This is a genomic window from Rhizocola hellebori (assembly GCF_016862955.1).
GTDB classification, from domain to species: Bacteria; Actinomycetota; Actinomycetes; order Mycobacteriales; family Micromonosporaceae; genus Rhizocola; species Rhizocola hellebori.
Genome location: NZ_BONY01000008.1, coordinates 49,316 through 74,617 on the forward strand (window position 1 = coordinate 49,316; position 25,302 = coordinate 74,617).

At 65.4% G+C, this 25,302-nt stretch carries 19 protein-coding genes and 10 tRNA genes; 10 read left to right on the forward strand and 19 right to left on the reverse strand.

Going from position 1 to position 25,302, the window contains the following annotated elements:
- The first annotated feature begins 17 nt into the window (after positions 1-17).
- Positions 18-434 (forward strand): MmcQ/YjbR family DNA-binding protein, encoded by a 417-nt coding sequence (locus Rhe02_RS07915; RefSeq protein WP_203907446.1) that lies wholly within the window; start codon positions 18-20, stop codon positions 432-434.
- A gap of 1 nt (position 435) precedes the next feature.
- Here Rhe02_RS07915 and Rhe02_RS07920 read toward each other — a convergent pair whose 3' ends face one another.
- The 5 genes from Rhe02_RS07920 to Rhe02_RS07940 form a co-directional block, all read right to left on the reverse strand.
- Positions 436-954 (reverse strand): hypothetical protein, encoded by a 519-nt coding sequence (locus Rhe02_RS07920; protein WP_203907447.1) that lies wholly within the window; start codon positions 952-954, stop codon positions 436-438.
- Between the two features lie 222 nt (positions 955-1,176).
- Positions 1,177-1,503, reverse strand: coding sequence for a luciferase domain-containing protein (locus Rhe02_RS07925; protein ID WP_203907448.1), 327 nt, complete (start codon positions 1,501-1,503; stop codon positions 1,177-1,179).
- 103 nt (positions 1,504-1,606) lie between these two features.
- Entirely contained in the window at positions 1,607-3,691 is a 2,085-nt protein-coding gene (locus Rhe02_RS07930) for a M14 family zinc carboxypeptidase (RefSeq protein ID WP_239123533.1), read from the reverse strand.
- A 233-nt stretch (positions 3,692-3,924) separates the two neighbouring features.
- Entirely contained in the window at positions 3,925-4,872 is a 948-nt protein-coding gene (locus Rhe02_RS07935) for an SMP-30/gluconolactonase/LRE family protein (protein ID WP_203907449.1), read from the reverse strand.
- A gap of 149 nt (positions 4,873-5,021) precedes the next feature.
- The gene (locus tag Rhe02_RS07940) at positions 5,022-6,092 is read right to left on the reverse strand and encodes a hypothetical protein (RefSeq protein ID WP_203907450.1); all 1,071 of its coding nucleotides are present in this window, start codon (positions 6,090-6,092) and stop codon (positions 5,022-5,024) included.
- 99 nt (positions 6,093-6,191) lie between these two features.
- Here Rhe02_RS07940 and Rhe02_RS07945 point away from each other — a divergent pair, with 99 nt between their 5' ends.
- On the forward strand, positions 6,192-7,046 hold the full coding sequence (locus tag Rhe02_RS07945) for a glycosyltransferase family protein (RefSeq protein WP_203907451.1): 855 nt from the start codon (positions 6,192-6,194) through the stop codon (positions 7,044-7,046).
- A 60-nt stretch (positions 7,047-7,106) separates the two neighbouring features.
- On the opposite strand, the gene Rhe02_RS07950 is transcribed toward Rhe02_RS07945, so the two are convergent.
- The 3 genes from Rhe02_RS07950 to Rhe02_RS07960 form a co-directional block, all read right to left on the reverse strand.
- Complete coding sequence (locus tag Rhe02_RS07950; RefSeq protein ID WP_203907452.1) at positions 7,107-8,102, reverse strand: peptidoglycan-binding protein; 996 nt, start codon at positions 8,100-8,102, stop codon at positions 7,107-7,109.
- Positions 8,103-8,333: a hypothetical protein gene (locus tag Rhe02_RS07955; RefSeq protein WP_203907453.1), complete on the reverse strand. Its 231-nt coding sequence runs from the start codon at positions 8,331-8,333 to the stop codon at positions 8,103-8,105.
- A 263-nt stretch (positions 8,334-8,596) separates the two neighbouring features.
- Entirely contained in the window at positions 8,597-9,355 is a 759-nt protein-coding gene (locus Rhe02_RS07960) for an alpha/beta fold hydrolase (protein ID WP_203907454.1), read from the reverse strand.
- Between the two features lie 134 nt (positions 9,356-9,489).
- On the opposite strand from Rhe02_RS07960, the gene Rhe02_RS07965 reads away from it, so the two are divergent.
- Positions 9,490-12,921 (forward strand): hypothetical protein, encoded by a 3,432-nt coding sequence (locus Rhe02_RS07965; RefSeq protein ID WP_203907455.1) that lies wholly within the window; start codon positions 9,490-9,492, stop codon positions 12,919-12,921.
- Positions 12,922-13,086: 165 nt separating this feature from the next.
- Entirely contained in the window at positions 13,087-14,487 is a 1,401-nt protein-coding gene (locus tag Rhe02_RS07970) for a hypothetical protein (protein ID WP_203907456.1), read from the forward strand.
- Here the strand turns inward: Rhe02_RS07970 and Rhe02_RS07975 are convergent.
- Positions 14,484-15,017, reverse strand: a complete 534-nt coding sequence (locus tag Rhe02_RS07975; protein ID WP_203907457.1) for a GNAT family N-acetyltransferase — start codon at positions 15,015-15,017, stop codon at positions 14,484-14,486. The genes Rhe02_RS07970 and Rhe02_RS07975 overlap by 4 nt on opposite strands.
- 55 nt (positions 15,018-15,072) lie before the next feature.
- On the opposite strand from Rhe02_RS07975, the gene Rhe02_RS07980 reads away from it, so the two are divergent.
- The 3 genes from Rhe02_RS07980 to Rhe02_RS07990 all read left to right on the forward strand — a co-directional run bounded on the left by Rhe02_RS07980 (position 15,073) and on the right by Rhe02_RS07990 (position 20,087).
- A complete protein-coding gene (locus Rhe02_RS07980; protein WP_203907458.1) occupies positions 15,073-16,014 on the forward strand; it encodes a hypothetical protein in 942 nt (313 codons plus the stop codon).
- Between the two features lie 103 nt (positions 16,015-16,117).
- A complete protein-coding gene (locus tag Rhe02_RS07985) occupies positions 16,118-16,909 on the forward strand; it encodes a hypothetical protein (protein ID WP_203907459.1) in 792 nt (263 codons plus the stop codon).
- Positions 16,910-17,096: 187 nt separating this feature from the next.
- Positions 17,097-20,087 (forward strand): AfsR/SARP family transcriptional regulator, encoded by a 2,991-nt coding sequence (locus tag Rhe02_RS07990; RefSeq protein WP_203907460.1) that lies wholly within the window; start codon positions 17,097-17,099, stop codon positions 20,085-20,087.
- A gap of 114 nt (positions 20,088-20,201) precedes the next feature.
- Here Rhe02_RS07990 and Rhe02_RS07995 read toward each other — a convergent pair.
- The 10 genes from Rhe02_RS07995 to Rhe02_RS08040 all read right to left on the reverse strand — a co-directional run bounded on the left by Rhe02_RS07995 (position 20,202) and on the right by Rhe02_RS08040 (position 21,111).
- Positions 20,202-20,274 (reverse strand) — tRNA-Cys (locus Rhe02_RS07995).
- Positions 20,275-20,280: 6 nt separating this feature from the next.
- Positions 20,281-20,354, reverse strand: a tRNA-Arg gene (locus Rhe02_RS08000).
- A 4-nt stretch (positions 20,355-20,358) separates the two neighbouring features.
- Positions 20,359-20,431 (reverse strand) — tRNA-Val (locus tag Rhe02_RS08005).
- A 14-nt stretch (positions 20,432-20,445) separates the two neighbouring features.
- Positions 20,446-20,519, reverse strand: a tRNA-Ile gene (locus tag Rhe02_RS08010).
- Between the two features lie 5 nt (positions 20,520-20,524).
- Positions 20,525-20,597 (reverse strand) — tRNA-Asn (locus tag Rhe02_RS08015).
- Between the two features lies 1 nt (position 20,598).
- Positions 20,599-20,673 (reverse strand) — tRNA-Glu (locus tag Rhe02_RS08020).
- Positions 20,674-20,760: 87 nt separating this feature from the next.
- Positions 20,761-20,831, reverse strand: a tRNA-Lys gene (locus Rhe02_RS08025).
- A gap of 1 nt (position 20,832) precedes the next feature.
- A tRNA-Ser gene (locus Rhe02_RS08030) sits at positions 20,833-20,916 on the reverse strand.
- 11 nt (positions 20,917-20,927) lie between these two features.
- Positions 20,928-21,002 (reverse strand) — tRNA-Leu (locus tag Rhe02_RS08035).
- Positions 21,003-21,038: 36 nt separating this feature from the next.
- Positions 21,039-21,111 (reverse strand) — tRNA-Phe (locus Rhe02_RS08040).
- Positions 21,112-21,931: 820 nt separating this feature from the next.
- Between Rhe02_RS08040 and Rhe02_RS08045 the strand changes: the two genes are divergently transcribed.
- Genes Rhe02_RS08045 through Rhe02_RS08055 form a run of 3 tightly spaced genes read left to right on the forward strand, consistent with a single transcriptional unit; the run spans position 21,932 to position 25,286 of the window.
- Positions 21,932-22,429, forward strand: a complete 498-nt coding sequence (locus Rhe02_RS08045; protein WP_203907461.1) for a hypothetical protein — start codon at positions 21,932-21,934, stop codon at positions 22,427-22,429.
- Between the two features lie 4 nt (positions 22,430-22,433).
- On the forward strand, positions 22,434-23,420 hold the full coding sequence (locus Rhe02_RS08050) for a chemotaxis protein CheB (RefSeq protein ID WP_239123536.1): 987 nt from the start codon (positions 22,434-22,436) through the stop codon (positions 23,418-23,420).
- Positions 23,421-23,429: 9 nt separating this feature from the next.
- A complete protein-coding gene (locus Rhe02_RS08055; protein ID WP_203907463.1) occupies positions 23,430-25,286 on the forward strand; it encodes a CheR family methyltransferase in 1,857 nt (618 codons plus the stop codon).
- Positions 25,287-25,302: the final 16 nt, after the last annotated feature.

A 25,302-nucleotide genomic window follows, 5' to 3' on the forward strand; every position in this document is an offset into this window, starting at 1 on the left:
CCGGTAGCCTCGTGACCATGGCTGGATCGGAAGATGTTCCGCCGCCGATCGAGGATTGGTTGCGGAAGGTGTGCCTGGGGCTGCCCGGCGTCTATGAAGAGCCCGCCTGGGTCGGTGTCCGCTGGCGGGTGCGCGGCCGCACCTTCGCCCACGCCTGCACGGTCGGCTCAGACAATCCGACCTCACACGCCCGGGTCTTCGCCACCGACGGCCCGGTGTGCGTGGTGACGTTCAGGGCGCCGGCCGACGAGGTCGGCGGCCTGATCGGCTCCGGATTCCCGTTCTACTGGCCGGGCTGGGGCGTCAACGTCGTCGGGATGGTCCTCAATGCGCAGACCGATTGGAGCGAGGTGGCAGAGCTGCTCGTCGACAGCTACTGCGTACAAGCGCCGAAGAAACTAGCTCGTCTCGTCGACAGGCCATCTGGCCATTAGCTCAGTCACAGCGCGCCGCGGCCGGGGTCCTCCTGAAGACGCCGTCGCGGCCCTTGACGTACCCGCCCCAGTAGCGGAACTGGTCGCCCTCGGTGCTGCGGGTGCTGAGGTAGGTGTAATGGTTGGAGCCGGAGTTGAAGTCCGTCGTCCCGCACAGGGAGCTGCTGTTGGGGGCCAGCACTTCCCGGTTGAGGTCCACGTCGCTCATCTCCTCGCTGGCGCTGTTACACCGGACAGCCGCCGCACCCCGGTAGCTGATCAGACCGCTGGAGTTGGATTGGTAGGTGTAATGCCAGAAGCGGTAGGTGCCCGGCGAGGCGACATACTCCCCCACGTAGCTCGCCTGGTGATAGCCGACGATGATGATCTGGCCACCGGCCTCGATGTCGATTTCGGGCACAGAGTAGCTGGCGGTGCCGCAGCGGATGGAAGCTGCGGCCGACGCCGGAGCCGCGGCGAGCACGGTGACACCGACGGAGGTGATGGCGATGGCCAAGACGGCCGCGAGTTTGCGCCTCATCGTTGTATCCCTTCGATTGCGGATGTGTGAAACGACCGTATTGACGCGGGTCACAGTCATCTCAACGCCGGTTCAGGGCGGGATCACACGCGGGCTTCACTCGACGCGACTCGCGGCCATGATCGGAGGTCGGCAATGATGAGGCAACCGACGCTGTTCCTGACGGATTCGCTACATGGGACGCGTGGTGCGGATACCGTTGGCCGCCATCGATCTCCTGAGCTATGTTGCCGCTGAGCGGTTGCGGTTGGCGTCGATTGCTTGCCTGATGAGCTGGGCGACGAACTGTTCATCCTCTTGCCTCGCCTGCACGGTGACCCAGTCTGAGCTGCCTCGCAGCTGCACCCTCGGATCGGCCTTGAGCGTGTCGCGATTTTCGCGGATGACCGATCGCGTGAGCCGCAGGTCGAGCACGTCGTGGTTTTCGAAATGAGCGATTTCCCTGCCGTCCAGCCAATAGCCGAGATCGTCCTTGTACCGCGACGGCGCCTCAGCGACCTCACCCGTGCTCAGGATCAGCTCGCGAATCCATTCACTCGATCGCACCATGCGCAGTGCTTACCACAGGGCTACGACAGCCCACCCGGCGAGACGCGCAGAAAGAACCGCGGCCACCGGCTCAGCGAACCGGTGACCGCGGCTTCGAAAGGTGTTACAGCGCAGCGCACTGCCCGGTTCGAGAACCGGTGACAGTGTTCTGTATCTCGATGTTGACCGGCGCCGGCGAGTTGGTGTCGCAGCGCAACGCAGCACGCATCACGTTGCCGGTGATGAGGGTCGCCCCGCCGCTGGTTGTGTTGTTCGACACGACGACGTCCAGGACGATCTCGGTGGCTGCGACCACAACCGCCCCCGTGGTGCCCGTGATGCTCAATGTGCTGCTAAGCATGTCGCCGCCCAGGAACACGCCCGCGGCACCGGTGGCTGTGACCGAGCTCGAGAACGTGGTTCCGGTGGCGATCAGGACAGCTCCCGCCCGAACCGTCACCGGTCCTTGAACCGTCGCCCCGGCGAGGCAGGCAACTGTTCCCGCCGCCACGTCGAGAGGCCCGGTCAACGTCCCGGTCAAGGTTGGCAGCACGCGTTGCGCGCCAAGGAGTTCCTCGGTCGCCTGAGCGTCGAGGAGGAGCGGTATCAGTCCTCGCTCGGGCTGGGCCAGCGGGATGAGGTACCCGTCGGCCACCGTGATCACTTTCCAGCCATGGGCGTCGATGCGCTCCGCCGCCGTCAAACCGTCACTGCGCGCACCGTGATACTGCTGTTCGGTCAGTTTGTAGGCGCAGGGCGGCTGGTTGAGAATGGCACTGGCCACCGGCGCGTCGGCGGGCGGTGGGCTCTCTCCCGGGTGCGGGGCCGCGAAGGCCGGGATGGGCCGTGAGCCCCGGAACACTATCCGGCCGGTGTTGCTCACCTGGAAGGCGACCGCCGCCTTGCGGGACGCCAGGATCGAGGCCAGATTCGCCCGGTGGTAGTCCAGGAACTCGTTGAACGTCCACATCGCCGAGTATGTCTTGCGCCGCTTGTTGTTTGCGGCGCTGCTCTCGTCGGGACGGGTCGTGCCGCCCGAGGAACGCAACTCCAGCAACGAGTTGGCGACGTTCTTGAGCCCCAGCGTGTTTCGCAGGATGGTTTCCTCGCTGAGGCCCACGCTGCCGCCGCTGGCGCAGCCGTAGGGGCATGGCCACCAGCCGGCAAGTGCACCCCGGTCGTACATGTGCCGCACAATCATGTCTTGCGATTGGTCGAAAATGGACTGTGCGACATTTTGGTGCCGGGGCGGCAGCATCGGCAGGTCGCCGGCGCTGCTGTTGCCGAATTCGTGCCCGTCGAAAGCGGCCACCGGACGGTAGTCGCGCAGCATCTTCACGAAAGCGAAGGTCTCGGGTGCACGGATGAGCGAGTAGTCGCGGTTGAGGTCCTGGCCGGTGGCGTTGCCCCGGGTGTTGGCGGCGCGTCCGTCGCCGTTGATCGACGGGACGATGAGCACTGTGGTGTGCGACAGCAGATCGATCGTCCTGGCGTCGTTGCTGAAAGCCAGCTTTCGCACCAGGATCAGGCAGCTTTCCCTGTCCCCGGGCTCGTTTCCGTGCACATTGCAGTTGATCGCCAATGGGGAGGTCGCCGCCACAGCCGCGGGGGTAGCCGGCGGTGCCGGATGACCGATGACGAACATGTTGATGGGACGACCCTGAACTGTCTGCCCTATTTGGACAACACGGACTCTGGCGCTCCGGCTGTCGATTTCCGCCGTGTACGAGGACTCGTTGGCCTCGCTGGTGAACTGGGCCGCTTGGGTGCTTTCCCATTGCGTACGCAGGTTTTCGCCCGGCACCGCGGGATCGCCCCACGGTGCTGGAGTGAGGGCGGAGACCGGTGTCGAGTACGGCTGCGCCGTGCTGCCGATCCGGGCCCGCACCCGCCACCGCAACCGGCTGCCGGGGCTGAACCCCGCGTCGGCGAAGGTGGGCAGTTCGCGGTGAACCTGGCGGTTGGGCCGCCACAGACCGGTGATCACCGATGACCCGGTCGCGTTTCCGTTCGCGTCCACCGGCGTCCGCTCGATCTGATAGTCGGAAGCGCCGCTGACCGGTTGCCACGCCAGGGTGGCGAATCCGTCGGAAGCGGTGACCGTGAGCCCTTGCACCTGGCCCGGTTCGGCGGCGATCGCCACGCCCGAGCCACCGATCGCCGTCGCGACGGCGACGGCCACCACCATAGCTATACGTACGAGTTTCATGAGTCTCCGCTGTGTCCTTTATGGACCAATAGACACCAATAACCATCCCATCACGATTCGTAGCCGCGAAAACGGTGCTGGCAGTAGGGTTTCCACCGGCACCGTTGGGATGTTTGGCGGCCTGACTGTCACACGGCCGGGCATCAGGGTAGCGGTCAATGTCTCCAACGCCAAACCGTTGGCAGACGTGAATCCCACTCAGTTAGGCGCCGGAGTATGCCCCGCAGCTGAAGTCAGTAGGCGTCCAGCACCACGACCTCGTACTGTCGCGCGGTCGGCGGCACACCGGTGCTGAAGTGGGTGTTCACGACCGCCAGCGTGTTGCCGAACAGGTCGGCCGTCGACGGCTCCCCGAACAGCAAGCTGGTGGTGACACCTACGACTTGGCCACTGCTCAGATCCTGGGCGAGCCTGATCCGGCTGATCTGGTTCGCGGCGTTTTGCACGGCCCAAAGGTCGCGTCCCTTGAGCACCAGCCCGTCGACCGTCGGGACGTCGATCCCCGCGATGAGGGCGCTGCTGCCGGTGCCCGGATCAACGGTGTAGAGCTGGCCGTTCGTGGTATGGGCGACGATCAGCGTCCGACCGTTCGGCGTGGCCTCGATGCCGTTGAGATTGAAACTGCCCTGCGCGTCGGCGGCCGGACCGCTCAGCTCAAGCGCGGTGAACTGACCGATGACACCATCGCAGGGGTTGAGCGGCACGAAGAAGAGAACTGGCCGTAGCGAGTCGGTGAACCACGCACCGGTGGGTGTCAGTACCACATCATTGATGAGCGCCTCTCCCGCAGTGCCGAATTGGAAGGTGGCCAGCGTCGACCTGTCCTTCGTGTCGTAGACATAGGCCTGGCCGGTGAAGCCTCCGGCCACAAAAAGCAAATGGTGCTGTTTGTCCAAGGCCATCCCCAGCGACGCCCGGCCGTCGGGCACATCGATGAACAGCTCGGCGGTCTTTGCCTTGATGTTGCCTTTGTAGATGTTGCCCCCGAACAAATCGCTGGCGTAGAAGGTGTTGCCAGGTCCTCTGACAATGCCCTCGGCCGAGATCGCGCCGGGAAGGACGATCGCGGTGTCCGGCGCCCGCTGGACATCCGGCCCGACCGCGGCGGCCTGCCCGGGGATCGAGACAGCAAGCGAGAACACCGCCGCAACCGCCCACCGTCCTCTTGAGATGCTGTACATATCTGCCTTCCTTCCGTTCGTCACCGGGATCGGATCTGCTGACGCTACAACCGGCCACGCCTTGATCGCTTGCCGAAAGGGGAGACGATCATCTATGCCATCCGTCTCCAGACGGGACGGTGGTCCCGCCTAGAGACGGCTGGGGTTGCTCAGATGGAGGCCGTGGTGGAGAAGAAGTGGCTGCCCGCGGGGGCACCGCCGGGCCGGAAGCATCCGACGGGCGCGGTGAGATCGTTGGCCGCGGACACCAGCCACACCGAGGTCAGCTGGCAATAGACGGCCGAGCCGCCGAAGGCGGTCACTTGCAGGTGTGTCAGCGACGCGCCGACCGCCGGGAAGGTGACCTCCCAGGCCCCCGTACCCAGCGCTGTCACCGAGTTCACGCCGCCCGCGGAGTTGGCATCGGTACCGGCGTAGGCGATGTTCGGCGCGAGGAGGTAGGCGTACCGGGCCGGAGGGCTCTGCCCGCCGTAAACCGTGCTCTTGTGATGGAAAGAGAGGGTGAATCTGCTGTCCACCTTGTTGCCTGCCGCGTCGTAGCACGAGACGTAGACGGTGTAATCGCTGACGCGGTAGGTCCAGTCGCTGACCTTGCACCGGCGCGGCGCGGCGCCGATGTCGACCGCTGTCACCTGCAGGCTGCCCGCCAGAGAGCCCGGCGCCAGCCGCGGCAGCGTGACCCGGTAGAAGCCGGTGCTGAGCTTGACCGAGGAGTTGACCCCGGCCAGCGAGTTGTAGGACGTGAGCAACCCGCCCGTCGCCTCGGCCAGCAGGTAGCCGTAGGCGCGCCCCGGCGCCGGTTGCGAGCTCGTACTGAACATCACGGTGAACCGCCGGTCGGCCGGCGCGCCAGCGGCGTCGAAGCAGAACACCTCGACCACCTCGTCGCCGTTGTCTAGGCCCCACTCGCTTGCCTCGCAAAAGCCGCCGGTGGCGTCGACGGCCGTCACATGGGCAACGCCGCGCAGTGTCCCTGTGCACGGGAACCTCACCCAATACGACCCGGCCGCGTTGCGGGTGGCGGTGGCCCGGCGACCGGGGCAGACGGTCTGGAACGTGCCCGCCTGTCGAGCCGTATCCATGACCCAGTTCGGCGGTGGCGTCGCGTTGTCAAGGTAGGCAAAGCCCCACAGGTCGGGCAACGCCGCCGTCGCGGGCACCGGGCCTATCACCAAAGCTGCCGCTATCGCGAACGGCGTGACGAATTTAAGTAGCTTCATGAATCATGACTACGCCGGGTTCCTCAGCCGCCACATCGACAAAATTCCCTATTTAAAGGAGCGTCCTATATGTTTGACGAGTAAACAAAAGGGGGCGACATGAAGCGCGGCGTGTACTTTCTGGCCAACGACGCCATTCTTGATTTCGCGGTCACCTTTCTGAACAGCTTTCGTGCCAACAATCCGGACATCGCTCTGTGCTTGGTGCCGTTCGACGATGATCACGCGCAGGTGGCCCGGCTGGCCGGCCGATACGGCTTTACCCGGTGGCGCGACGACGAAGAGTTGCGGCGCTGCGACGCGATCAGCCGCGCCTTCCACAATGGTGAGACCTGGGGCCACTACCGCAAGCTGGCGCTATGGAAAGGCCAGTTCGACGAATTTCTCTACATCGACTCAGACACCGTGGTCCTGGAGCCGGTGGACTTCGTCTTCGAACACCTCGGCAAATACGACTTCGTGACTTCCCACTCCAACATGGCGAGCATAAGGCGCTGGGTGTGGAAGGACTCGATCTACGCCGCATCGGCGCTGACCTCGGAGCAGATCGACTACGCCGCCAACACCGGGTTCTTCGCCTCCCGGCCGGGTCTCATCGACACGCGCCTGGTGCACGACAACGTGACAAGCCTCGCCGGAATGGCTGCGCACATGGAGCTGAAATGCCGCGAGCAGCCGTTGCTGAACTACCTGGTAGTGACCTCCGGGCGGCCCTACTCCAGCCTGTCACGCATTGCGCGGGAGACCGGCGACCCGACCATTCCGCAGGAACAATGGGCCGGCGCGGACATAGGCGAGGTCGAGTCGGGCCGGCTGATCGCGTCTCAGGTGCAGCGCGTGCTGCTGGTGCATTGGGCCGGCGAATGGAGACGCGCCTACTGGGCCAACGAACAGCTCCCCTACCTCAGCCTTTGGCAGCACTATCACACGATGCATGAGGACCACATAGGATGATCGCCCCCTGCACGCCAAGACCGATCGAGCAACTCACTGCTCGATCGGTCCGGGCTTGGCTTAGAACGTTCCGGCGTTCAGCTTCTGCTGCAGTTTCGTCGTGGTGTTCGGACCCCAGATGCCGTCCTGGGTCGCGCCTATCTTTCGCTGCAGGGCCTTTATCGTGTTCGGGCCCATGATGCCGTCCTGGGCCGATCCGACGTGCTTTTGCAGCGCCTTGTTGGTCAGGGGACCCATCGCGCCATCGACGATCAGCTTGGCGCCGTGCGAGTTGAGCGCGCGCTGCATCGCCGCACAGGTAGTCGGGCCGAACTTTCCATCGACCACGAGCCGGGCCGGCGCAGGCGGGTTGGGCTTGGGCGGGATGGGCGCCGTCTTGCCGGCAAGCGCAGCCTTCATCATCGCCGCGCTCTGCGGGCCGTAAACGCCGTCGACCTCCAGGCGATATTTAGACTGGAAAGCCTTCAACGCCATCTCGGTGTCGGAACCGAAGAATCCGTCGACGACCAGCTTCGAGCCCATGACCTTGTTGAGGTTGCCCTGCAGCGTCTTGACCGCATTGCCGGTGGAGTTGACCCTCAGGATGCCGTCGGTGCTGGGCATGGGCGCCGAGCCGTTGTATCGCGGACGGCCATAGCCAACGATCGACGCGCGGCGTACCCGCCGCATCATCATGTTGGAGGTGTTGCCCTCCAGCGTGGTGATGGTGCCGTTGGAGTGGACCGCCTCCACGAGGCCGACGTGGTCGATTCCGCTGATGCGTCCCCCGCCGCTCCAGTCGAAGTAGACGATGTCGCCAGGCCTGACCCCGCCGAGCCCGTAGTGCCAGCGCCCGGCGTCCTTGAAGGCCTGGGCGCGCCCCACTGTCCACGCGTACTTGCCGAGCACCGCGGAGAGGTTGTCCGAGTGGGCCGCCACGTAGCTGATGGTCATCTCGCACCACGGGCCGTCAAAGCCGTACCAGGAGGTGATGAAGTTGTGATTCGAGCCGGGCGGAGACTCACGGGTGCCCAGTAGCTTGCGAGCCTGCGCAATCATTCCTGCCGCTGTCCCCATTTAGAACTCCCAGTCCTCAGGAAAAGCGGAAATGTTCCCGGCTACCACCGTGTTCGGATCCTGGCTGATCGAGCCCTGGTCCGGATCGACGTCGAACAGGCCGGCACCGAACGTGGGCTCCGCTGTCGTCTCGGTCGCCGAGGCAATTCCGGGCGCCGACAACGTGCTTGCGCCGACTAGCACACCCACAGCGCCGAGCGCGGTGGACATCAGTACGGTGCGCCGCCCCACGGTGCCGGGCTCTCGGTGCGATCTGATGACGCTTGCCTGTCTTCGCAAGGCGGTTCTGGATCGACGGTGTTTCCCCATACGCAGACTCCCCTTCGGTTGTGGACGTATACGAATTACTGGGCGACCGCTGGCCATTGCGCCAACCAAATAGACCCGTTCAGCGCAGCGGATCAGACGATCGGTCAGGGAAAGCTAGCATGATCCAAGTCAAAGGGAAACCTCCACATTGAACCTTCACCGAACGTGAGCAAACCATTGCGGCGTTAGTGATTGGTCAGCCAGGAAGAGATAGTGGATACCAGCCAGCTGCCGTGTGACAGGTGGACATCATGGGTTCCCCCGGTCGCCTCCAGGAAAGTCCCGCGGGGCATGGCTTCAGCCATCTCGCGAACCAATTTCGGAGGGCAGAACGGGTCGTGGGTACCGGTGATCAGCAATGCGGGACAGCTGATGCGGCCCACCATGGAGCGGCTGACGTCACCGCCCGCGTCGATGACTGCGGTCAGGGCCTGCGCCCAGCTATCAGCCATGATCCGGGCTTCGTCCACACCGTACTTCTCGGCTAGGTATGCGGCCAAAGGCTTGAGCTCGTCGAGGGGATCGTCGAGCAGGTGCGCGAGCCCACGCAGCATCCGCGGCGACGCCACAACCTGACCCGCCGCACCCCAGGTGACCACCGACAGCGGCCGGGCCGGTTGCAGCGCCGCCATGAGAAGCGCCTCCTCGCCGCCGTCGCTGAAGCCCACCAGATGGGCCACCTCAACCCGCAGCTCGTCGAGCAGGCCAAGCAGAGTGTGGGCGTCGTCGCGGTAGTAGGTCGGCGGGTAACGCCGTGGCTGGGGCTGCGAGCGTCCCGATCCCGGCAGGTCGACAGCGATGACGCGAAACCCGTGGACAAGCTCGCGGCGCAAACGATCGAGGTCGATGATGCTGCCGCCCCAGCCGGGCAGCAGCACCACAGCGTCGCCCCGGCCGTGGTCCTCGTAGTAGATCTGATCCGCGCCCAGCCCGTACCAACCCATGGCATCCTTTCGCGACAGGTGGGGGCATCCATTTCGGACGCTAACACCCCGGCGGGCAAGTCACCCGACCGAGGTACCCGCCTATCTTTAAAAAGCGAAGTCTCCCAGGCGTTCTGGCCTTAAAGTCAGTATTGATGATTGAGCTCACCGGGCGGGTTGTCGTCGAGGGGTCGGGCTCTGCGGCCGCTGGAGTGGTCGTGGAGGTCTTCGACCTGTCGCGTAGTGGTGCGGTTGGGGCGGCGACGCTCGCGGAGGGCGATGCCGATGAGGTGACGAGCCAGGTGAGCCTGGGCTCGGACATCACCGGCTCCGCAGGCGAATTCAAAATAGTGCTCCCCGCCGACGGGACAGGCTCGCCGATGCGACTGGCGGTGGCGCTGCTCGCGCCCGACCGGGTGTCGTCGCGCGGTGGAAGCGAGCTGCTGCACCTTGTCCGCCGGGTGCGCATCGCCGGGCCGGGCACGCACCGGATGCTCATCACGGTGCCGGCCGAGGCGCTGCGCGGCGTGCCCACCATTCAGCCTGGCGGCACCGACGCCGGCGCAGGGCGGTCGGTGCGCGGGCTGGCGGCCGAGCGGGCGCGGACTCAGGCCGAGGTCCGCGATGCGGTGGCGGTGGTGCGCCGCAAGGCGGCGACGAAGTCCAGGACGCGCCGGGCGACGATCAGCAAAGAGGTGACTGACGCGCTGTTCGAGCGCGCGGTCGGCCCGCTGCGATTGCCCAACAACAAGCTCCCGGACGCCGTCGTCCCGCCCGGCAAATCGGTCGCCGAACGGATGCGCGGCCTGCTCGACGCGGCGCTGAGGAACAGGGCCACCCAGGTCACCATCAACACACTGGTCGATGTGACCGATCGCGACGCGGCGAATCTTCTCGATGCCTCTGGTAACCCGTTGCCGGCCGTGTCCTCGGCGGACATCGAGGCGCTGCTGTTCGGGCCGCGGCACACCGAGGGGCCGGCGACCCGGTTCCGGCGCGACGTGGTCTCGGTGGGATGCCGTGACCGGGAGCCACCTTACGAACGCTGCGGCGAGGGCGAGGAGGGCGACGGCAACGGAGGTGGCGGCACACCCGCCGCGACACCCGCGGAGGCGACTCTCGCTGACATCAACAGATCCGTCGCTGCCCTGCTCAACTCGCCCGATATGGTCGGCCTGCCGCTCGACGCGAGCATCGGCCGGGCCACGGCGGACTCGGTGGGCAAGGACCTTACGGGGCTGTTCCTGCGCGACGGCCCGTCCGACACGGTGGCCGAGTTCGACTTCGAGCGGCTGTTTCTCGCCTCCGACCTCGTCGTGCGGCACAAGCCGGACAGGTGGCTGGTGGACTCGATCACCGACCTCGTGATGGCCATGGAGGACATGGGCGGCGACCTGACGCCCCATCGTGCCGCAGGCAAGGACGTCATTGATGCGGTGACCGACGAAGCCGCATTGCTGGCCGCCGCCAATCCCCTCGAATCACCTTCCGTGGTACCGGGTGTGCTGGCGCTGTCGTTACCGAACCCTCTGGACACGGTGACCGATCTGGCCAAAGGCGCGGCCGGCTCTCTGGCGGGCGTTTTCGGCAGTGGTCACTCCGATGGTCACGGCGATAGCGGTCAATATATTGCGGAAACCGGGAACAAACGCCAGCGCACCGGCGACCGGTTTGCCGATGTGCATTGGTTCCTCAGAAAGCTGCGGCAGCTGCGCCAAGCCGACTACGGTTTCACCGCCTTCGGCGCCGACGGATCAGGGCCGGCGGTCACCTACGGTCTGCTGCTCACCTATCGGCAGGAGTGGCGGCCACAGGGCCACCAGGTCGGCGAGCTGGTCAAGTCGATCCCGCTCGCCCCGAAGTCGTCGATCAAATACTCGATGCGGCGCAAGACCGGACGGACCTATCAGGACAAGAGAGCTGAAGCCAGCGAGTCGACCTACAGCAGCGAGTCGCAGGACGTGCAGCGCGATATTGCGAAGATAGTCCGCAACACCAAGCTGGAGACCAACTTCAGCCTCACCAACGAGTCCGGCGGCGGGGTTCCCGGCGCCGCGTCGACCTCCACCACAAGCGTGTGGACAGTCGGCGCCATGCGCTCGTCGGAGGCGACGAAGGAGGCGTTTCGCGAAGCGACCCGCAAGCAGAGCGAAGCGCTCAAGCGCACGATCTCCACCGAGATCACCGTGACCGCCACGACCGAGGAGGAGTTCTCGGAGACCAGCGAGGTGGTGAACCCGAACGACGAGCTCGTCGTGACCTACCTCTTCTACGAGCTGCAGCGGCGCTTCGAGGTTTCCGAGCGGCTGGTGAAGGTGACGCCGATAGTCCTTGTGGCGCATGACCTGCCTGACCCGAGCGAGATCGACGAAACCTGGCTGGTGCGCCATGGCTGGATCGTGCGCCGGGTCCTTCTCGACCCCGATTTCGTAGCTGCGATGGACTATGCGACCTCCGGCAGGTTGCTCGCCGACCGAGGCATCGCCATCGAACTGGAGGCGCACCTGAACCGGCAGGACGGCATCGTCGCCGAGCTGGGCCGCCAGCTGAAGATTCTGCGCTCACCGTTTCCGCTGCCCGATCCCAGAAACGTGTTCGAACAGCTGCGAGTCCGCATCTACGACGAGAAACACCCAGGCTGGCGCAACGACGAGCAGCGCGTGCGAGAGGTCTTCGGCGACGACGTCGCGCAGCGGATGGCCGAGCGCCGGCAGACGGCCGAGCAGATCGAGTCAGAGCTGAAAACCGAAGTGGCCCAACTGGAGCGCGCCACAGAAGCGTACAACCGGGCCTATGCCACCTACGCCACCGAAGCGATACAGGTGGAACGCCTGCTGCTGCACATCAAGGACAACATCATCTACTACCAGCAGGCGCTGCTGAACCACGAGAACCCCGATCAGCGCTTCCTGCGCCTGCGGGACGTGACCGTGCCGCGAGTGCAGGGCACGGTCACCTATGCGGCGAGCGCGTCGGGCCAGCCGCCGCGCGCTCCCACCTGGCTATCGCCGCTGAACGTCACCGCCACCTGCAACCTGCGGCTGGACGGCAGCCAGCGGCTCAACGAGGTGGCTGACCTGGCGATGCCGCTGGGCTACGTCGGCAATGCTATGGTGTTTCCGGTTCAGGCGTGGAATCCACTCGTGACGTTCCTTCTCGCGCCGTTCTCCAACGCGGTCACCGGAGTGAGCGATCCGGGTGACCGCGACAACGTCACGCTCGCCGAATTCGAGCGCCTTGTCTGCTGCCTCAAGGACCACCTCCCCGCACGTGAATTCAGCAAACTGAAACCGGCCATCGACGCGGCCTGGCAGGCACGCACAGCCGACCCGAAGCCCGACAGCCAGCGCATCGTGATCCCGACCGACAGCCTTTACATCGAATGCCTGCCGGGTGCGCGCCCGCTGCTTGAGGACTTCAAGCTCAGACATCGCGCGCTCGACGTGCAGCAGGCGGCCGCGGACCTGGTCACGAAACGACTTGAACAGCTGCGCCTGGCAGCCCGATTGATCGAGGGCGTGCTGGACGATCCCGACACGGAGAAGGTCATCATCAGGGACGCCTCCCCCATCGTCGTCGACACCTAAGACACGACGATGGGCAAACCTGAGGACGAGCGCGGCACCGCCGGCCGCGGCGTGGGCGGCACGTTAGTCGATCCCGTCGGCGTGCGAGCCGGCGCGGGCGTTGACCGGCCGCCCCGGGGACGCCCGCCGGGCGGGACAGGTGCATCGCCGCCGCGGAAACCGCCCATGTCTACGCCACCGGTGCCGTTCTGGCTCAACGGCATCCCGGAGCCAAAACACGTGCAGGGCCAGATCTGGGACATCAACGTTCGCGGCCATGGACCGGTCTGGGTCGGGCCGTGGAATGAGCTCAAAGCCTTCAACAAAGCAAAAGGCCTGGGTTTGGTGGCCGCCCACATCGTCGGACGCGAACATCTTCTCGACGTCGGATCCCGGATCCACGGAGACAGGGCGCCGTGTGTCGCGGTGGAAGGGCCGCGGCACGACCTGTGGACCAAACAGGTTGGCGATATTCAGTTCCGCGTTTTCGCTGGGCGTAAAACCAAAACGCATCTTCGCGCATCAATCACGCGCAGCGAGGTGGCCTGGCTCTATGCGACCGTCTATTCCGAACATCCAGAGTTGATTCGCATCAGCCGCAACATCCTCGGCCTCAAAGCGCCGCCAACGCCGAAACGTCCACCCGCCAAGGCAATCCCGCCTCCGAAGAGCGCGGCGCCTACCGAGCGCGCAGGTAAGACCGGCGGAAAGAAGCTTCGCAGCCTGCCCCTCGACCCCGACAAGCTGGGCCGGGGAGACGCATCGCGGAAGGCAGAGGTCAAGTCGGCCGGCGTCGCCGTGGCCATCGCCGGTGCGAACTTCATCCTGAACGTCATCATCGATTACACCAGCGCACAGCGGATGAATGAGGAGGTCAAGAGACGCGAGCCGATTATCAACCGCCAGCGGGCCGAACAGCCGGAGCTTGGCATGCTGCTCGTCTTCGTGTTCCACGGCGCCCGCCAGGACCCGGAGTCGGGGCTTTCCGTGTCCGGCCGCTTCGTGCGTCTTGAGACCAGCCGCGGCCACACCGAGCACGAAGCCAGACAGCGCTGGGCCGAGACTCCACGCCTCGAGCCCCGGGTAGATGAAACCCATGAGTTTCGCTGGTACGAGCCGCTGAAGGAGCCGTCGCTTCAGCAGCTGTCCACACCCTTCCCCAAGATCGGCGCGGCTCGTTTCGCCGACGAACGCAAGGTTCGGTTCCAGACACTGGAGTTCAGCGCGGCCTCCGGTTTCGACGCCGAGAAGGTGCTCGGCCCGGAGGACCTGTCCCAATTCGGCCCGTATCCGATGATCGCCATGCAGGTGCCCGAGGCGATCGACTATGTGTTGTTCGGACGGATCCGAGAGAAGAAGCTGGCCGTATCCACCCGCAAGGACCAGCGGGAAAGTCCCGTTGCGGTCCTGATCCTCGACGACGGCACGGCTGTGGTGCCGGTCTGGCCCGCCAGCAAAAACACCGCAAAGCTGTTCGCCGCTTTGCCCGGAATCGATGACAAAATCGGCGCACTGAGGCACATGATCAATAATGAAATGATCAGGTGGGTCAGGCCCGAATGGATAGTCGTGACCCCGGCGGCTTAGGCAGCGGCCGGGGACCTCATGCCGAGCCACTGCTCGGCGTCCCAGGCCTCGAACCGCTCCACCTCAAGGAAGCCCAGCTTCGCCGCGAGGCGCATCGAGCCGACGTTGGCGCTCTGGGTGGTGAGCACCACGGGCTCGCCGGGAAGCACACCGGCGAGCCAGCGCAGCGCCGCCGCGCACGCCTCGGCGGCGTACCCGAATCCCCATGCCTGGGGCAGGAAAAGGTAGCCGAGATCGGCCTTCCCCACCGCGGCCGGGCGGCTGTGGCCGGTTGCCCTCCTGAGCAGGATCTGGCCGATCATGGCCCCATCGAGATCGACGACGAAGCTCCCGGGCCACCGCGCGGGCACCTCGGGCATTTCGCGCTCGACCTCATCACGCGGTCGCGGGCCGCCGAGGTAGGTGTTCACCTCTGCCGAGGTGAGCAGCTCGATGAACGCCGCACGGTCGCGCGCCTCAGACTCACGCAGCACGAGCCGCTCGGTCCTGATCGGCGCGGGCGGCCAAGCCACGAGTCCCAGATCTTCCACCCGCGCACGCTAACAGATTTTCAGATGGGTTTTGTCCGCGTCTACGATCGGCCGCATGCTTGAGGATCTGGTGCGGGCGGCCGCGAATGATGACTGGGATGCCGTACACGAACTGGAAAAGATCGCTGCCGCAGATCCTGGCAGTCTGGCCGGGCATCTGCCGATGATGCTCGACCTGGGGGTGCTGTGGCCGCCGGTCCTGTATCGCGCGGCCGGCGACGACGTCGTCAGCCAAGTCATCGACCGCATCGACAGCGGCGATGCATCCGATCAGCTGAACCATTTGCTGCTCATCCTCGGCCACACCCGCAGTCAGCTTGCTGCGCAAGCATTGAGGCGGTGGGAGACAAGCCCGCCGGCCGGATCGGACCAGCTGCACATCACCGCGCTGGCCTACGCCTTGCAGGGCGGATGGGCCCTCAGCCGCGACGGCGCCAGCCGCGATCTGTGCTCTACCACAGCCTTCGAGCTGACCATGTCACCGGCACCGGCGAGTCAAAGCCCGGCGTGTCCCTGGTGCAGCTCTCCATTGTGGACAGTCCTGGATCTGGACTCCGACCTCGACCAGGTCCGGGAAGCCCTTGTCCACACCGGTTTCACCGGACGGCTGCGGGTGCAGACCTGTTTTCTGTGCTCCTGCTACACGACGCTCTACAGCCAGATTACTTCCGACGGCGGTTCGGTCTGGTCGCCGCACAACACCGCACCCAGCTATCTTCGGCGGTCCACCGAAGAGCCGCCCTCGCTGCTGCCGCGAGTCGGGTCCCGCCGGGCAACGCCTTACCAGGCCGATGCTTGGCACGAGGGCGGCTCCACCCTCGGCGGGCATCCCCAATGGATACAGGACGCCGAACACGCCGACTGCACCTCATGCGGCCAGCCCATGGACTTCGTGGCCCTCATCGGCGGCGCCGACCTCGGGTTCGGCGAAGGGGCCTACTACGTTCAGCTGCACGCACCCTGCGGTGTCGCCGCCGTGTGCTACCAGCAAAGCTGACACCGAGTGGCCGTGCCCCTTTTGGCGCGGCCTGACCTATTCCAGTGCCCGTGTTTAGGCTGTGTGCAGCGCACGTGCAGCGTTCGCCTCGATCGTGGCTTCCATGGAAACTCGTCACAGCTTCTCGCGGCGCAAGCTGCTCGCGCTCAGCGCCGCCACCGGAGCCGGCCTCGCCATCGGCAGCGCGAGCCCGGCTTCGGCGCACAACGTGGTGCAGTACAACACCATCTGGAACCAGCCCACCTACTACGAGAACCTCAACACGGGCACCGCCGTCAGAACGAACTTCGAGTACAACACCGCTTTCCACAGCCAACTCGATGCCTGGATGCAGGATTGGTACGGCTACACCCCAACCCTCTGGGTTTCGCCGATCCAGATCTGGTCCAACGGCGTGCATGGCGACAAGCCCGGGATGCACATGTATGGCCGGGCCATGGACATCTCGCGCCTGCTCGCCCAGGTCTCCGGGCTAGGCACCACGATCACCGCCTTCTACAGCCGGTACGACATCTGGCGCAACTGGAGCGGCGACAGTCTCTACAACACGCGCCGCTGGTACTGGGGCACGGTCGCCAGCCTCAACGCCCACTGCGGGGTCGTCCTGCACTATCTCTACAACACCGAACACCACAACCACATCCACGCCGACAACAGCGAGCCCAACACCTTCAACCGGTCCACCTCGCAGGTGTTGATGGTCCAGGCGGCCCTGTCCTACATCTGGGGCTACCCGACCTCCATGGATGGGGTGTGGGGTGGCCAGAGCGACACCAATTCCCGCGCCGTCCTGGCCCGGATCGGAAAGTCCGGCGGGCTCACCACGTCGTTCGACAACTGGCGCAGCTTCTGCATGGTCTCGCTGGCGCAAGCCACTGGAAGGTTCACTTACTGATAGCCCCCTTCGTCCCGATACCCGATTGCCCTGCCCAGGGCATGAGACCATCCTGATATCGCGCACCGCGCCTATGCTGTGCCGCTATGTCGGGAGGGTGGGTCCGGTGCGGGTGACGGTGCTGGGACCTGTACGCATCGTCGCAGGTGGACATACATATGCCATTCCCCGCGCGCAAGCTCGTGGCATGTTCGCGCTGCTCGCGCTCAACTCCGGCCGCCCCATGTCGCACCAGGCCATCACCGAGGCGATGTGGGGCGGCGCGCCGCCCGACCGGGCCAGAGCGCAGGTGCACAGCGCTATGTCGGCGATCCGCGCTCAGCTGGCGGGGGCTGGAGTCGAGTCTGCGCTGCTCAGCGACAGGTTCGGCTACCGGTTGGCCCTGCCTGCCGACAGTGTTGATGCCGGGCGCTTCGATCTGCTTACGGCGCAAGCCAAACACGAGGCCGACGACGGCCGCGCGGCCCAGCTTTGGCGTGAAGCGCTCGGCCTGTTCCAGGGTGAGCCGCTGGCCGACGCTACCGGCGCCTATGTCGACGTGGTCCGTACCGGTCTTGATGAGAGGCGGATGGCGGCAGTAGAGGACCTAGCCGACGCCGAGTTGCGGCTGGGCAAGCATGCCCAGGTGGCCACCGAGCTGCTAGCGATGGTGCAGGCCTACCCGCGGCGGGAGCGCCTGCGTGGCCGGTTGATGCTGGCATTGCACGGAAGCGGCCGGCAGGCACAGGCGCTGGAGCTCTATCACTCCTATCGCCGCGAGCTTTCCGAACAGGACGGTCTGGACCCGGGCCGCGAGATTGCCGACCTCGCGGTAGAAATCCTTCGCACCCGCCAGGCTCCCGTGGCGCGCAAGGCATCGCGGAAGGCCGGCGTTCCCGCCATGCTTCCCGCGGGCGGGCGCGTCTTCTGCGGGCGTGCCACATTTTTATCCACATTGGATGAATGGGCGGCCGCCGGTGGCGTAGTGGCCATCGATGGGATGGCCGGTGTCGGAAAGACCGAGCTTGCTGTGCATTGGGCGCACAACACCCACGTGGCTTTCCCTGACGGGCAGCTCTATGTGAACCTGCGCGGGCATTCTCCCGGCCCGGTGGTGGAGTCTGTGGAAGCGTTGGCCCGCTTGCTTTTCGCGCTCGGGACGCCACCGGCCCAGATTCCGCTCGAGCTCGACGATGCCGTTGGCCTCTACCGCACGATGGTGGCAGATCGCCGCTTGTTGGTGTTATTGGACAATGCGCGCGACGCCGATCAGGTCCGGCCGCTTCTTCCGGGCCGCGGCGAAAGCTTCGTCCTGGTCACGAGCCGGTCTCAGCTGGGTGGGCTCGCTGTCAGCGATGGCGCGCGCAGCCTGACACTCGGCGTGCTCGAAGCCGCCGAGTCGGGCGAGCTGCTGAATGCCCTGCTGGGGGCGGACGCCTTGGCCGCCGAGCTGGCCCAGCTTTGCGCCCACCTTCCGCTCGCCCTGCGAATCGCGGCGGCGAGCCTGGCCAGCCGCCGTCACACGACCGCGGCCTACGTCGCAGACCTGCGTGCCGGTGAGGCGCTGAGCAAGCTGGTGATTTCCGGAGAGGACTCGTGGGCGGTCAGGGCCGCTTTCGACTCGTCGTTTTCCACGCTGCCTCCCACGACGGCAGGCCTTTTCGCTCTCCTCGGCCTGGCGCCGGGCCACGATGTCACCGTCGCGGCGGTGGCCGCTCTCGCTGGAGCCGAAATCCAAACCGTCACACCGATGCTTGCCGAGCTGACCCGGACCCACATGCTCGACGAGCATGTCGGCGGCCGCTACACCTTCCACGATCTGCTGCGTCTCTATGCCCGCGAAAGGGCCGACGCGACCCTCACCGACAATGAGCGTCAATCCGCTATTTCAAGGCTTTTCACTTGGTACCAAGAAAAGGTAACCGCCGCCGCAGACGTCCTCTATCCCGAAGCGCTGCGCCTGCCCGGCCCGGCAACCGAGCATCGCTTCGAAGATGCCGGGGCCGCCATGAGCTGGCTCAGAGACGAGGAGTCCAACCTCCTGGCCGCCGCCGGCCACGCCGAGGCATACGGACCGCCGCAGTGGGCCTGGCGATTGGCCGATGGCCTGCGCCCTTATCTGAGCAGCCGAGCCAGCACGGTGGCGTGGCTGACGATCGCCACCCAAGGCCTTGCCGCCGCGCAAAAGGAGAACGACCTGCCCGGCTTGATCGCCTCCCACCTCAGTCTGGCCCACCTGCGCATCAACACCGGCAAGTACAAGCAAGCCATCGAACAGTATCAGCGGGCGCTGGAGCAGAGCCGCGAGGCAGGCTGGCGCGAGGCCGAGGGCGCCGCGCTGGGCAATCTCGGCACGGTGCACGCCCGCCTGTGCCAATTGCCCGAAGCCGTGCAATACCACGAGCACGCCCTGGCCATCGCCGCCGAAATGGGCGCGACCGCGCGGTGCGCCACCATCCTCGGTAACCTCGGCGGCGTCAACCATCGCCTCGGCCGGTTGGCGGAGGCGGCCCAGGCGATGACGCAGGGCATGACATTACACAGCGATCTGGGCTCTGTAGGCGGAAAAGCCTTGCAGCTCAACAATTTAGGCATCGTGCTGCGGGAGCTGGGCCGGCTCGACGAGGCTCGGCAGGCACTCCAGGAGGCACAGTCAATCTTCCGTGCGCTGGAGGACTTCCCCGGCGTCGGCATGGTGCTCTGCAGCCTTGCCGACCTGCACCGCGACAGCGGTTCGCTTCGCGAAGCCCTTGACCACGCCGAACAAGCGCTCGCCCTGCCAGAGCTCGCCGCCCACGATGAACACCTCGCCTGCGCGCTGAATTCGGCCGGAAGCATCCACCTGCGAATGTCCAATCATGACCTCGCGATCGACAACCATCTGCGCGCCCGCACACTGGCGCTGCAGGTGGGCAACCAGGAGTTGGAGGCCGAGTCGCTCATCGCCCTCGCCTGCGCACAGGCCGCCTCGGGCAGCCCCCACGAGGCCGCCACGCACGCCCGTCAGGCCCTGGCCATCTGCCGTCAAACCGGCCACGCCCTGCTCGAAGGCCTCGCCCTGACCGCGCTGGCGCAAGCCCATCTCGCCGCCGGTGACCAGGCCGACGCCGCCAGCCTTGCCCAACAGGCGCTCGCGGTGCACCAGCGCACAGGCCATCACCTCGGGCTGGCCACCACCCGGCACATCCTGAACAGCTGATAGATGTCACTTTCTGGTCGCAGGCCCCGGTGACGATCCGGGCAGGCCGCCCTTATGAGGAGCAGCTGAGCGCCAACGCTCGCCTGCGGTGGAGTCCACAGTGGACAGCAGTTGAGCCTCCGGCCGGAATCGAACCGGCGAACACTGGTTTTGCAGACCAGCTCCTTGACCACTCGGACACAGAGGCATGGCGTGCCCTCGGCTGGACTCGAACCAGCGACCTCCAGGTTCGGAACCTGGTGCTCTATTCCACTGAGCTACAAAGGCGTCGTGCCCGCACCAGGGATCGAACCTGGGACATCCGGTTTGTAAGACCGGCGCTCGTTCCGCTGAGCTATACGGGCGTTGCCGCTATCGGTACCCGCGGCGGGATTTGAACCCGCAATCGCCGTCTTATAAGGACGGTGGCCTCACCTGTTGGCCTACGCGGGCATGAGCTCCGATGCCTGGACTCGAACCAGGAACCTTGCCCTTAACAGGGGCCTGCTCAACCTGTTGAGCTACATCGGAATGGTCGCGCGTAGGGGAATCGAACCCCTCTTTCCTGGGTGAAAGCCAAGCGGCCTGGCCAATAGCCGAACGCGCGGAACTGATGTGCGTCACCCGGGAGTCGAACCCGGCAGCAAGGGTTTAGAAGACCCGCGCGCGCTTCCGGCGCGTGACGCATTTGTTGTCCGCCGCGAAGGTATCGAACCTTCCTCCCCGGATTAAGAGTCCGGTGCTAGACCACTCAGCTAGCGGCGGTTGGAGGAGGGTGAAGGAATCGAACCCTCCGGTGTGACCCGGGCGCGGTTTTCAAGACCGTTTCGCCACCACGGCGCCACCCTCCAAAGGTAAACGTGCTTCGGGTGCGATTCGAACGCACACTGTGCGCGCTTTGAACGCGCTGCCTCCTGCCATTTGGGCTACCGAAGCATCGCTGGGGAAGCAGGGTTTCGAACCCGCCTTACGTGCCTTCCGCCCGGATCGAACGGGCAACCTCTCGGGCTTCAACCGAGCGCTCTACCTTCTGAGCTTGGAAGGCATAGTCCGGGGCCCGAGAGTCGAACTCGGTATGTCCTGCTCCCAAAGCAGGCGGGTTAGCCGTCTCCCTCGCCCCGGAATTCCCGAGTGCGGCAACACAAAGCGTTGCCCAGCCCGGGTTTTCATGCTGTCCACTGTGGAGTTCTCAAGGTGCGGCACCGCCGGCATGCCGGGGTATGGCAAGGAGGAAACCGTTGAGGGGAAAAGAAAATGCCGCCCGGTCCGGGATCTCCCGGGGGGCGGCGTTGTCGCATCAGATGCGTCTAAGCACGCCGCCAGGCCGGGCAGTCGATCCCATTGCTGGACATATTGGGTCGGGCCGCGAATTGCAGCACCGAGCAACCGCACAGCATCGGCTGCTGCGGTTCTATGCTCGTCTGCCTAAACATCGCGATTCTCCCTGATATGAAAACGTCTGATCACCAAGGTACGGCCCGCCGGCCATGAGCGCAACGGATTATCGGCAACATGTGCACCGGCGCCCTCGCCCAGGGCACGGTCAACTCGATGCGCTGCGGGCGTGGAGATTCTCGGCGCGGGTGCCAGCGATTCGGCCTGATCGCCGCGGCAAGTCGATGGGCGAACCTGTTGGCGGCAGACGACTTTGCTTGGCTCGCCCGGTTACCAACCCGCGCCGCCGTTGGAGCCGGCGCCCGCTCGGGTCACCTCCCCGGAGACAGCCGGTGGGCCGTTCGAGCCCGTCTTTGACGTGGTGAATGTTGCGGGCGGCGTTGCGCTGGCGCTACGAGACATGTACGTCGCCTGATGGGCTGGTCGCTCGCCCGATGGCCGGTCCGCTTCCGGAGCCGTAGGCTGGCCTCATGGAGACGGATGGATTCCGTCGGCATGGCATGGACGACGTGGCTGAGGGGCAAAGCAGGCGGGTGAGCCCCGGCGGCTACGCCGACCAACGCGATGCCGAGAGTGACGAGCGAGAGATCAGGCTCGAGGCTCGGAACTCCCAGGCGGAGATGCGCGATCAGCACGCCGCGATGCGCGATCGCCAGCATCTCGCCCGCGCGGACAGGCTCGCCGTTCGAGAGGCCGCCGCCGAGAGGCGGGATGTCGCCTCCGACAAACGCGACGAGCATCAGGCATCCCGGGATCGCCACGCTGACGACCGCGACCGTCGTGCAGAACAACGCGATCGTCGCGCCGACGAACGGGCCAGCGTGGCTGACCAGCGGGACAGAAGCGCCCAGTGGCGAGAGGAAGCTGTGGCCCTCCGTGAGCAGGCGGCTGACCAGCGAGAGATAGAGGCAGAGCTGATGGAGTGGGAGGCCGAACCCCCCAAACGGGCACTACGACATGAGGGGTGACGCGGTGTATCGCGATGTGGTGGTGGTCGGAGCGTCGGCCGGCGGCGTTGAGGCGCTACGGTCCTTCGTCGCTGCGCTCGCCCCTGATCTGCCGGCATCGGTTTTCGTGGTGTTGCACATACCTCCGTCAGCGCCCAGCGCGCTGCCTGCCATTCTCAGCCGGGTGAGCCAGTTGCCCGTCCAGGCTGCCATCGACGGGGAGGAAATGCGTCAGGGGCGGGTTTACGTTGCTCCGCCCAATCATCATCTGCTCCTGCGGCACGACAGGATCCGCTTGTCGCACGGCCCCTCGGAAAATGGACACCGCCCTGCGATTGATCCGCTGTTCCGGTCGGCCGCCAAGTCGTTCGGATCGCGGACGGTGGGTGTCGTGCTGTCCGGGTCGCGCGACGACGGCGCGGCCGGCTTGGCCGCCATTGCCGCCCGCGGCGGGCTGGCCTTGATCCAGGACCCGGCCGAGGCGCTGTATGCGTCGATGCCGTTGGCCGCGCAGCGGGCCACCAAAGCCGACTACGTCCTGCCAGCCAGCCAGCTTGGCACGATCATCGCCGAGCTGGCTACGTCTCCGCTGACCGCCGACAGCCGCCGAGACAATGATCTGGAAATCGCTGCGGAGGTCGACGTAGCCGACGAATTCGATGGGCTTGCTGATCCGGCCGGCTACGGCTGCCCCGCGTGTGGCGGTGCGCTGTTCGAGCTCAACTCGGGCCCGGCGCCACGGTATGGCTGCCGCGTCGGTCACGCCTGGTCGCCACAGGCGTTGCTGGACGAGCAGTCCGCCGGCATGGAAAGCGCGCTTTGGACGGCGTTACGCGCATTAGAGGAGAAAGCGGCATTGAGCGCTCAGTTGGCATCGACGAGTGCCGGACGGGGCCACGGTCTGGTTCAGGAGCGGCACAACCGCGCCGCCCAGGAGGCCATCGGCGCCGCAGATATCATTCGCCATCTGATCGACCGGCTCGGTGCGCCGGAAACGCGGGAGCGGGCCTAGACTTGCCCCGTGACGCCTATCGATCCGCATTTCGAGGCTTTGCTCGAGTACCTGAAGGAAGCTCGCGGTTTCGACTTCACCGGCTACAAGCGCACCAGCCTCATGCGCCGCGTCAGTCAGCGCATGGCCACGGTGGGCGTCACCGGGTACCCCCAATATGTTGAATATCTCGAGGTCCAGCCGGACGAGTTCACGGCACTTTTCAATACGATACTTATCAATGTGACGGGCTTCTTCAGAGATGCCGAGGCGTGGGACTACCTGCAAAAGGAGATCCTCACCCCGCTGATCGAGCAGAAACCCACCACAGCCCCCATCCGGGTGTGGAGCGCGGGATGCGCGTCGGGCGAGGAAGCTTACACACTGGCGATTGTGCTCGCCGAGATGCTTGGCCTCGATGAGTTCCGGCGCCGAGTCAAAATCTATGCCACCGATGTTGACGATGAAGCGCTCGCCCAGGCCCGCCAGGGCGCCTACAGCGAGCGGGCGGTGCGGTCGCTACCGCAGGAGATACTCGACAAGTACTTCGAGGTTCAGGCCAATCACTATGTCTTTCACAAAGACATGCGCCGCTCCGTGATTTTCGGCCGGAACGACCTCGTGCAGGATGCGCCCATCTCCCGGGTCGACCTTCTGGTCTGCCGTAACACCCTGATGTACTTCAATTCCGAGACACAGAGCCGGATTCTGACCCGTTTTCATTTCGCGGTGGCTGAAGGTGGGGTCCTGTTCCTGGGCAGGGCCGAGATGTTGCTGAGTCACACCAACCTGTTCCTGCCGGTCGATTTGAAACGGCGGGTTTTTCGCCGGGTCACCAGGCTGGCCTCGCAGGGCGCCGGCACCTACTACACCGAGCCCACCACCCATGGACAGCGCGGAAACCAGGGCGTCCTCGACCATTTGCGCAATGAGGCCTTCCTCGCCAGCCCGGTAGCACAAATCGTGGTGACCTCCGACGGGCTGGTGGCGCTGACCAACCGCCGGGCAGAGACGCTTTTCGGCGTCTCCACGAAGGACATCGGCCGTCCTTTCCGCGACCTCGACGTGTCGTACCGTCCGGTGGAGCTGCGCCGCTACATCGAGCAGGTACAGATGGAACGCCGGATGGTTCGCCTTGCCGACGTCGAGCTGGCCCGCCCCGGCAGCGACACCCTTTGCCTGGAGATCCAGGTGAACCCGTTGCCGGCCAGGGATTCCAGCCTGCTCGGTGTGGCGCTGATCTTCCACGACGTCACCACCGCGCGCCGCCTGCACGAAGAGCTGGAGCACACCAACGGGCAACTGGAAACCGCGTACGAGGAACTCCAGTCCACCAACGAGGCGCTCGAAACCACCAATGAAGAGCTTCAGTCCACTGTGGAGGAGCTGGAGACCACCAACGAGGAGCTCCAGTCCACCAATGAGGAGCTGGAAACAATAAACGAAGAACTTCAATCGACCAATGACGAGTTGCGGCACATCAACGATCAGCTACAGCACAACACCCAGAAGCTCGACAGCGCGAACGCGTTCCTGGAAGCTATCCTCACCAGCTTGCGCGCCGGGGTGGCCGTGCTCAACCGCGACATGCACGTGCAGATCTGGAACAGGCGGGCCGAAGACCTCTGGGGCTTGCGCCGCGAGGAAGCCGTCGGTCAGCATTTCCTCAACCTCGACATCGGGCTGCCCACCGAACAGCTCCGATCTGTGATCAAGCAGGTGCTCGGCGGGGCCGAGCAGCAGGAGATGTACCTGCCGGCGATCAACCGGCGGGGACGCAACATCATGGTGCGTGTGGTGTGCACATCGCTGGCCTCCGACAACGACACTCCCTCCGGTGCAGTCATGGTCATGGAGCCTGAATTCACCGCGGAGCCCAAATTATGACCGCCTAAGTTTCGGA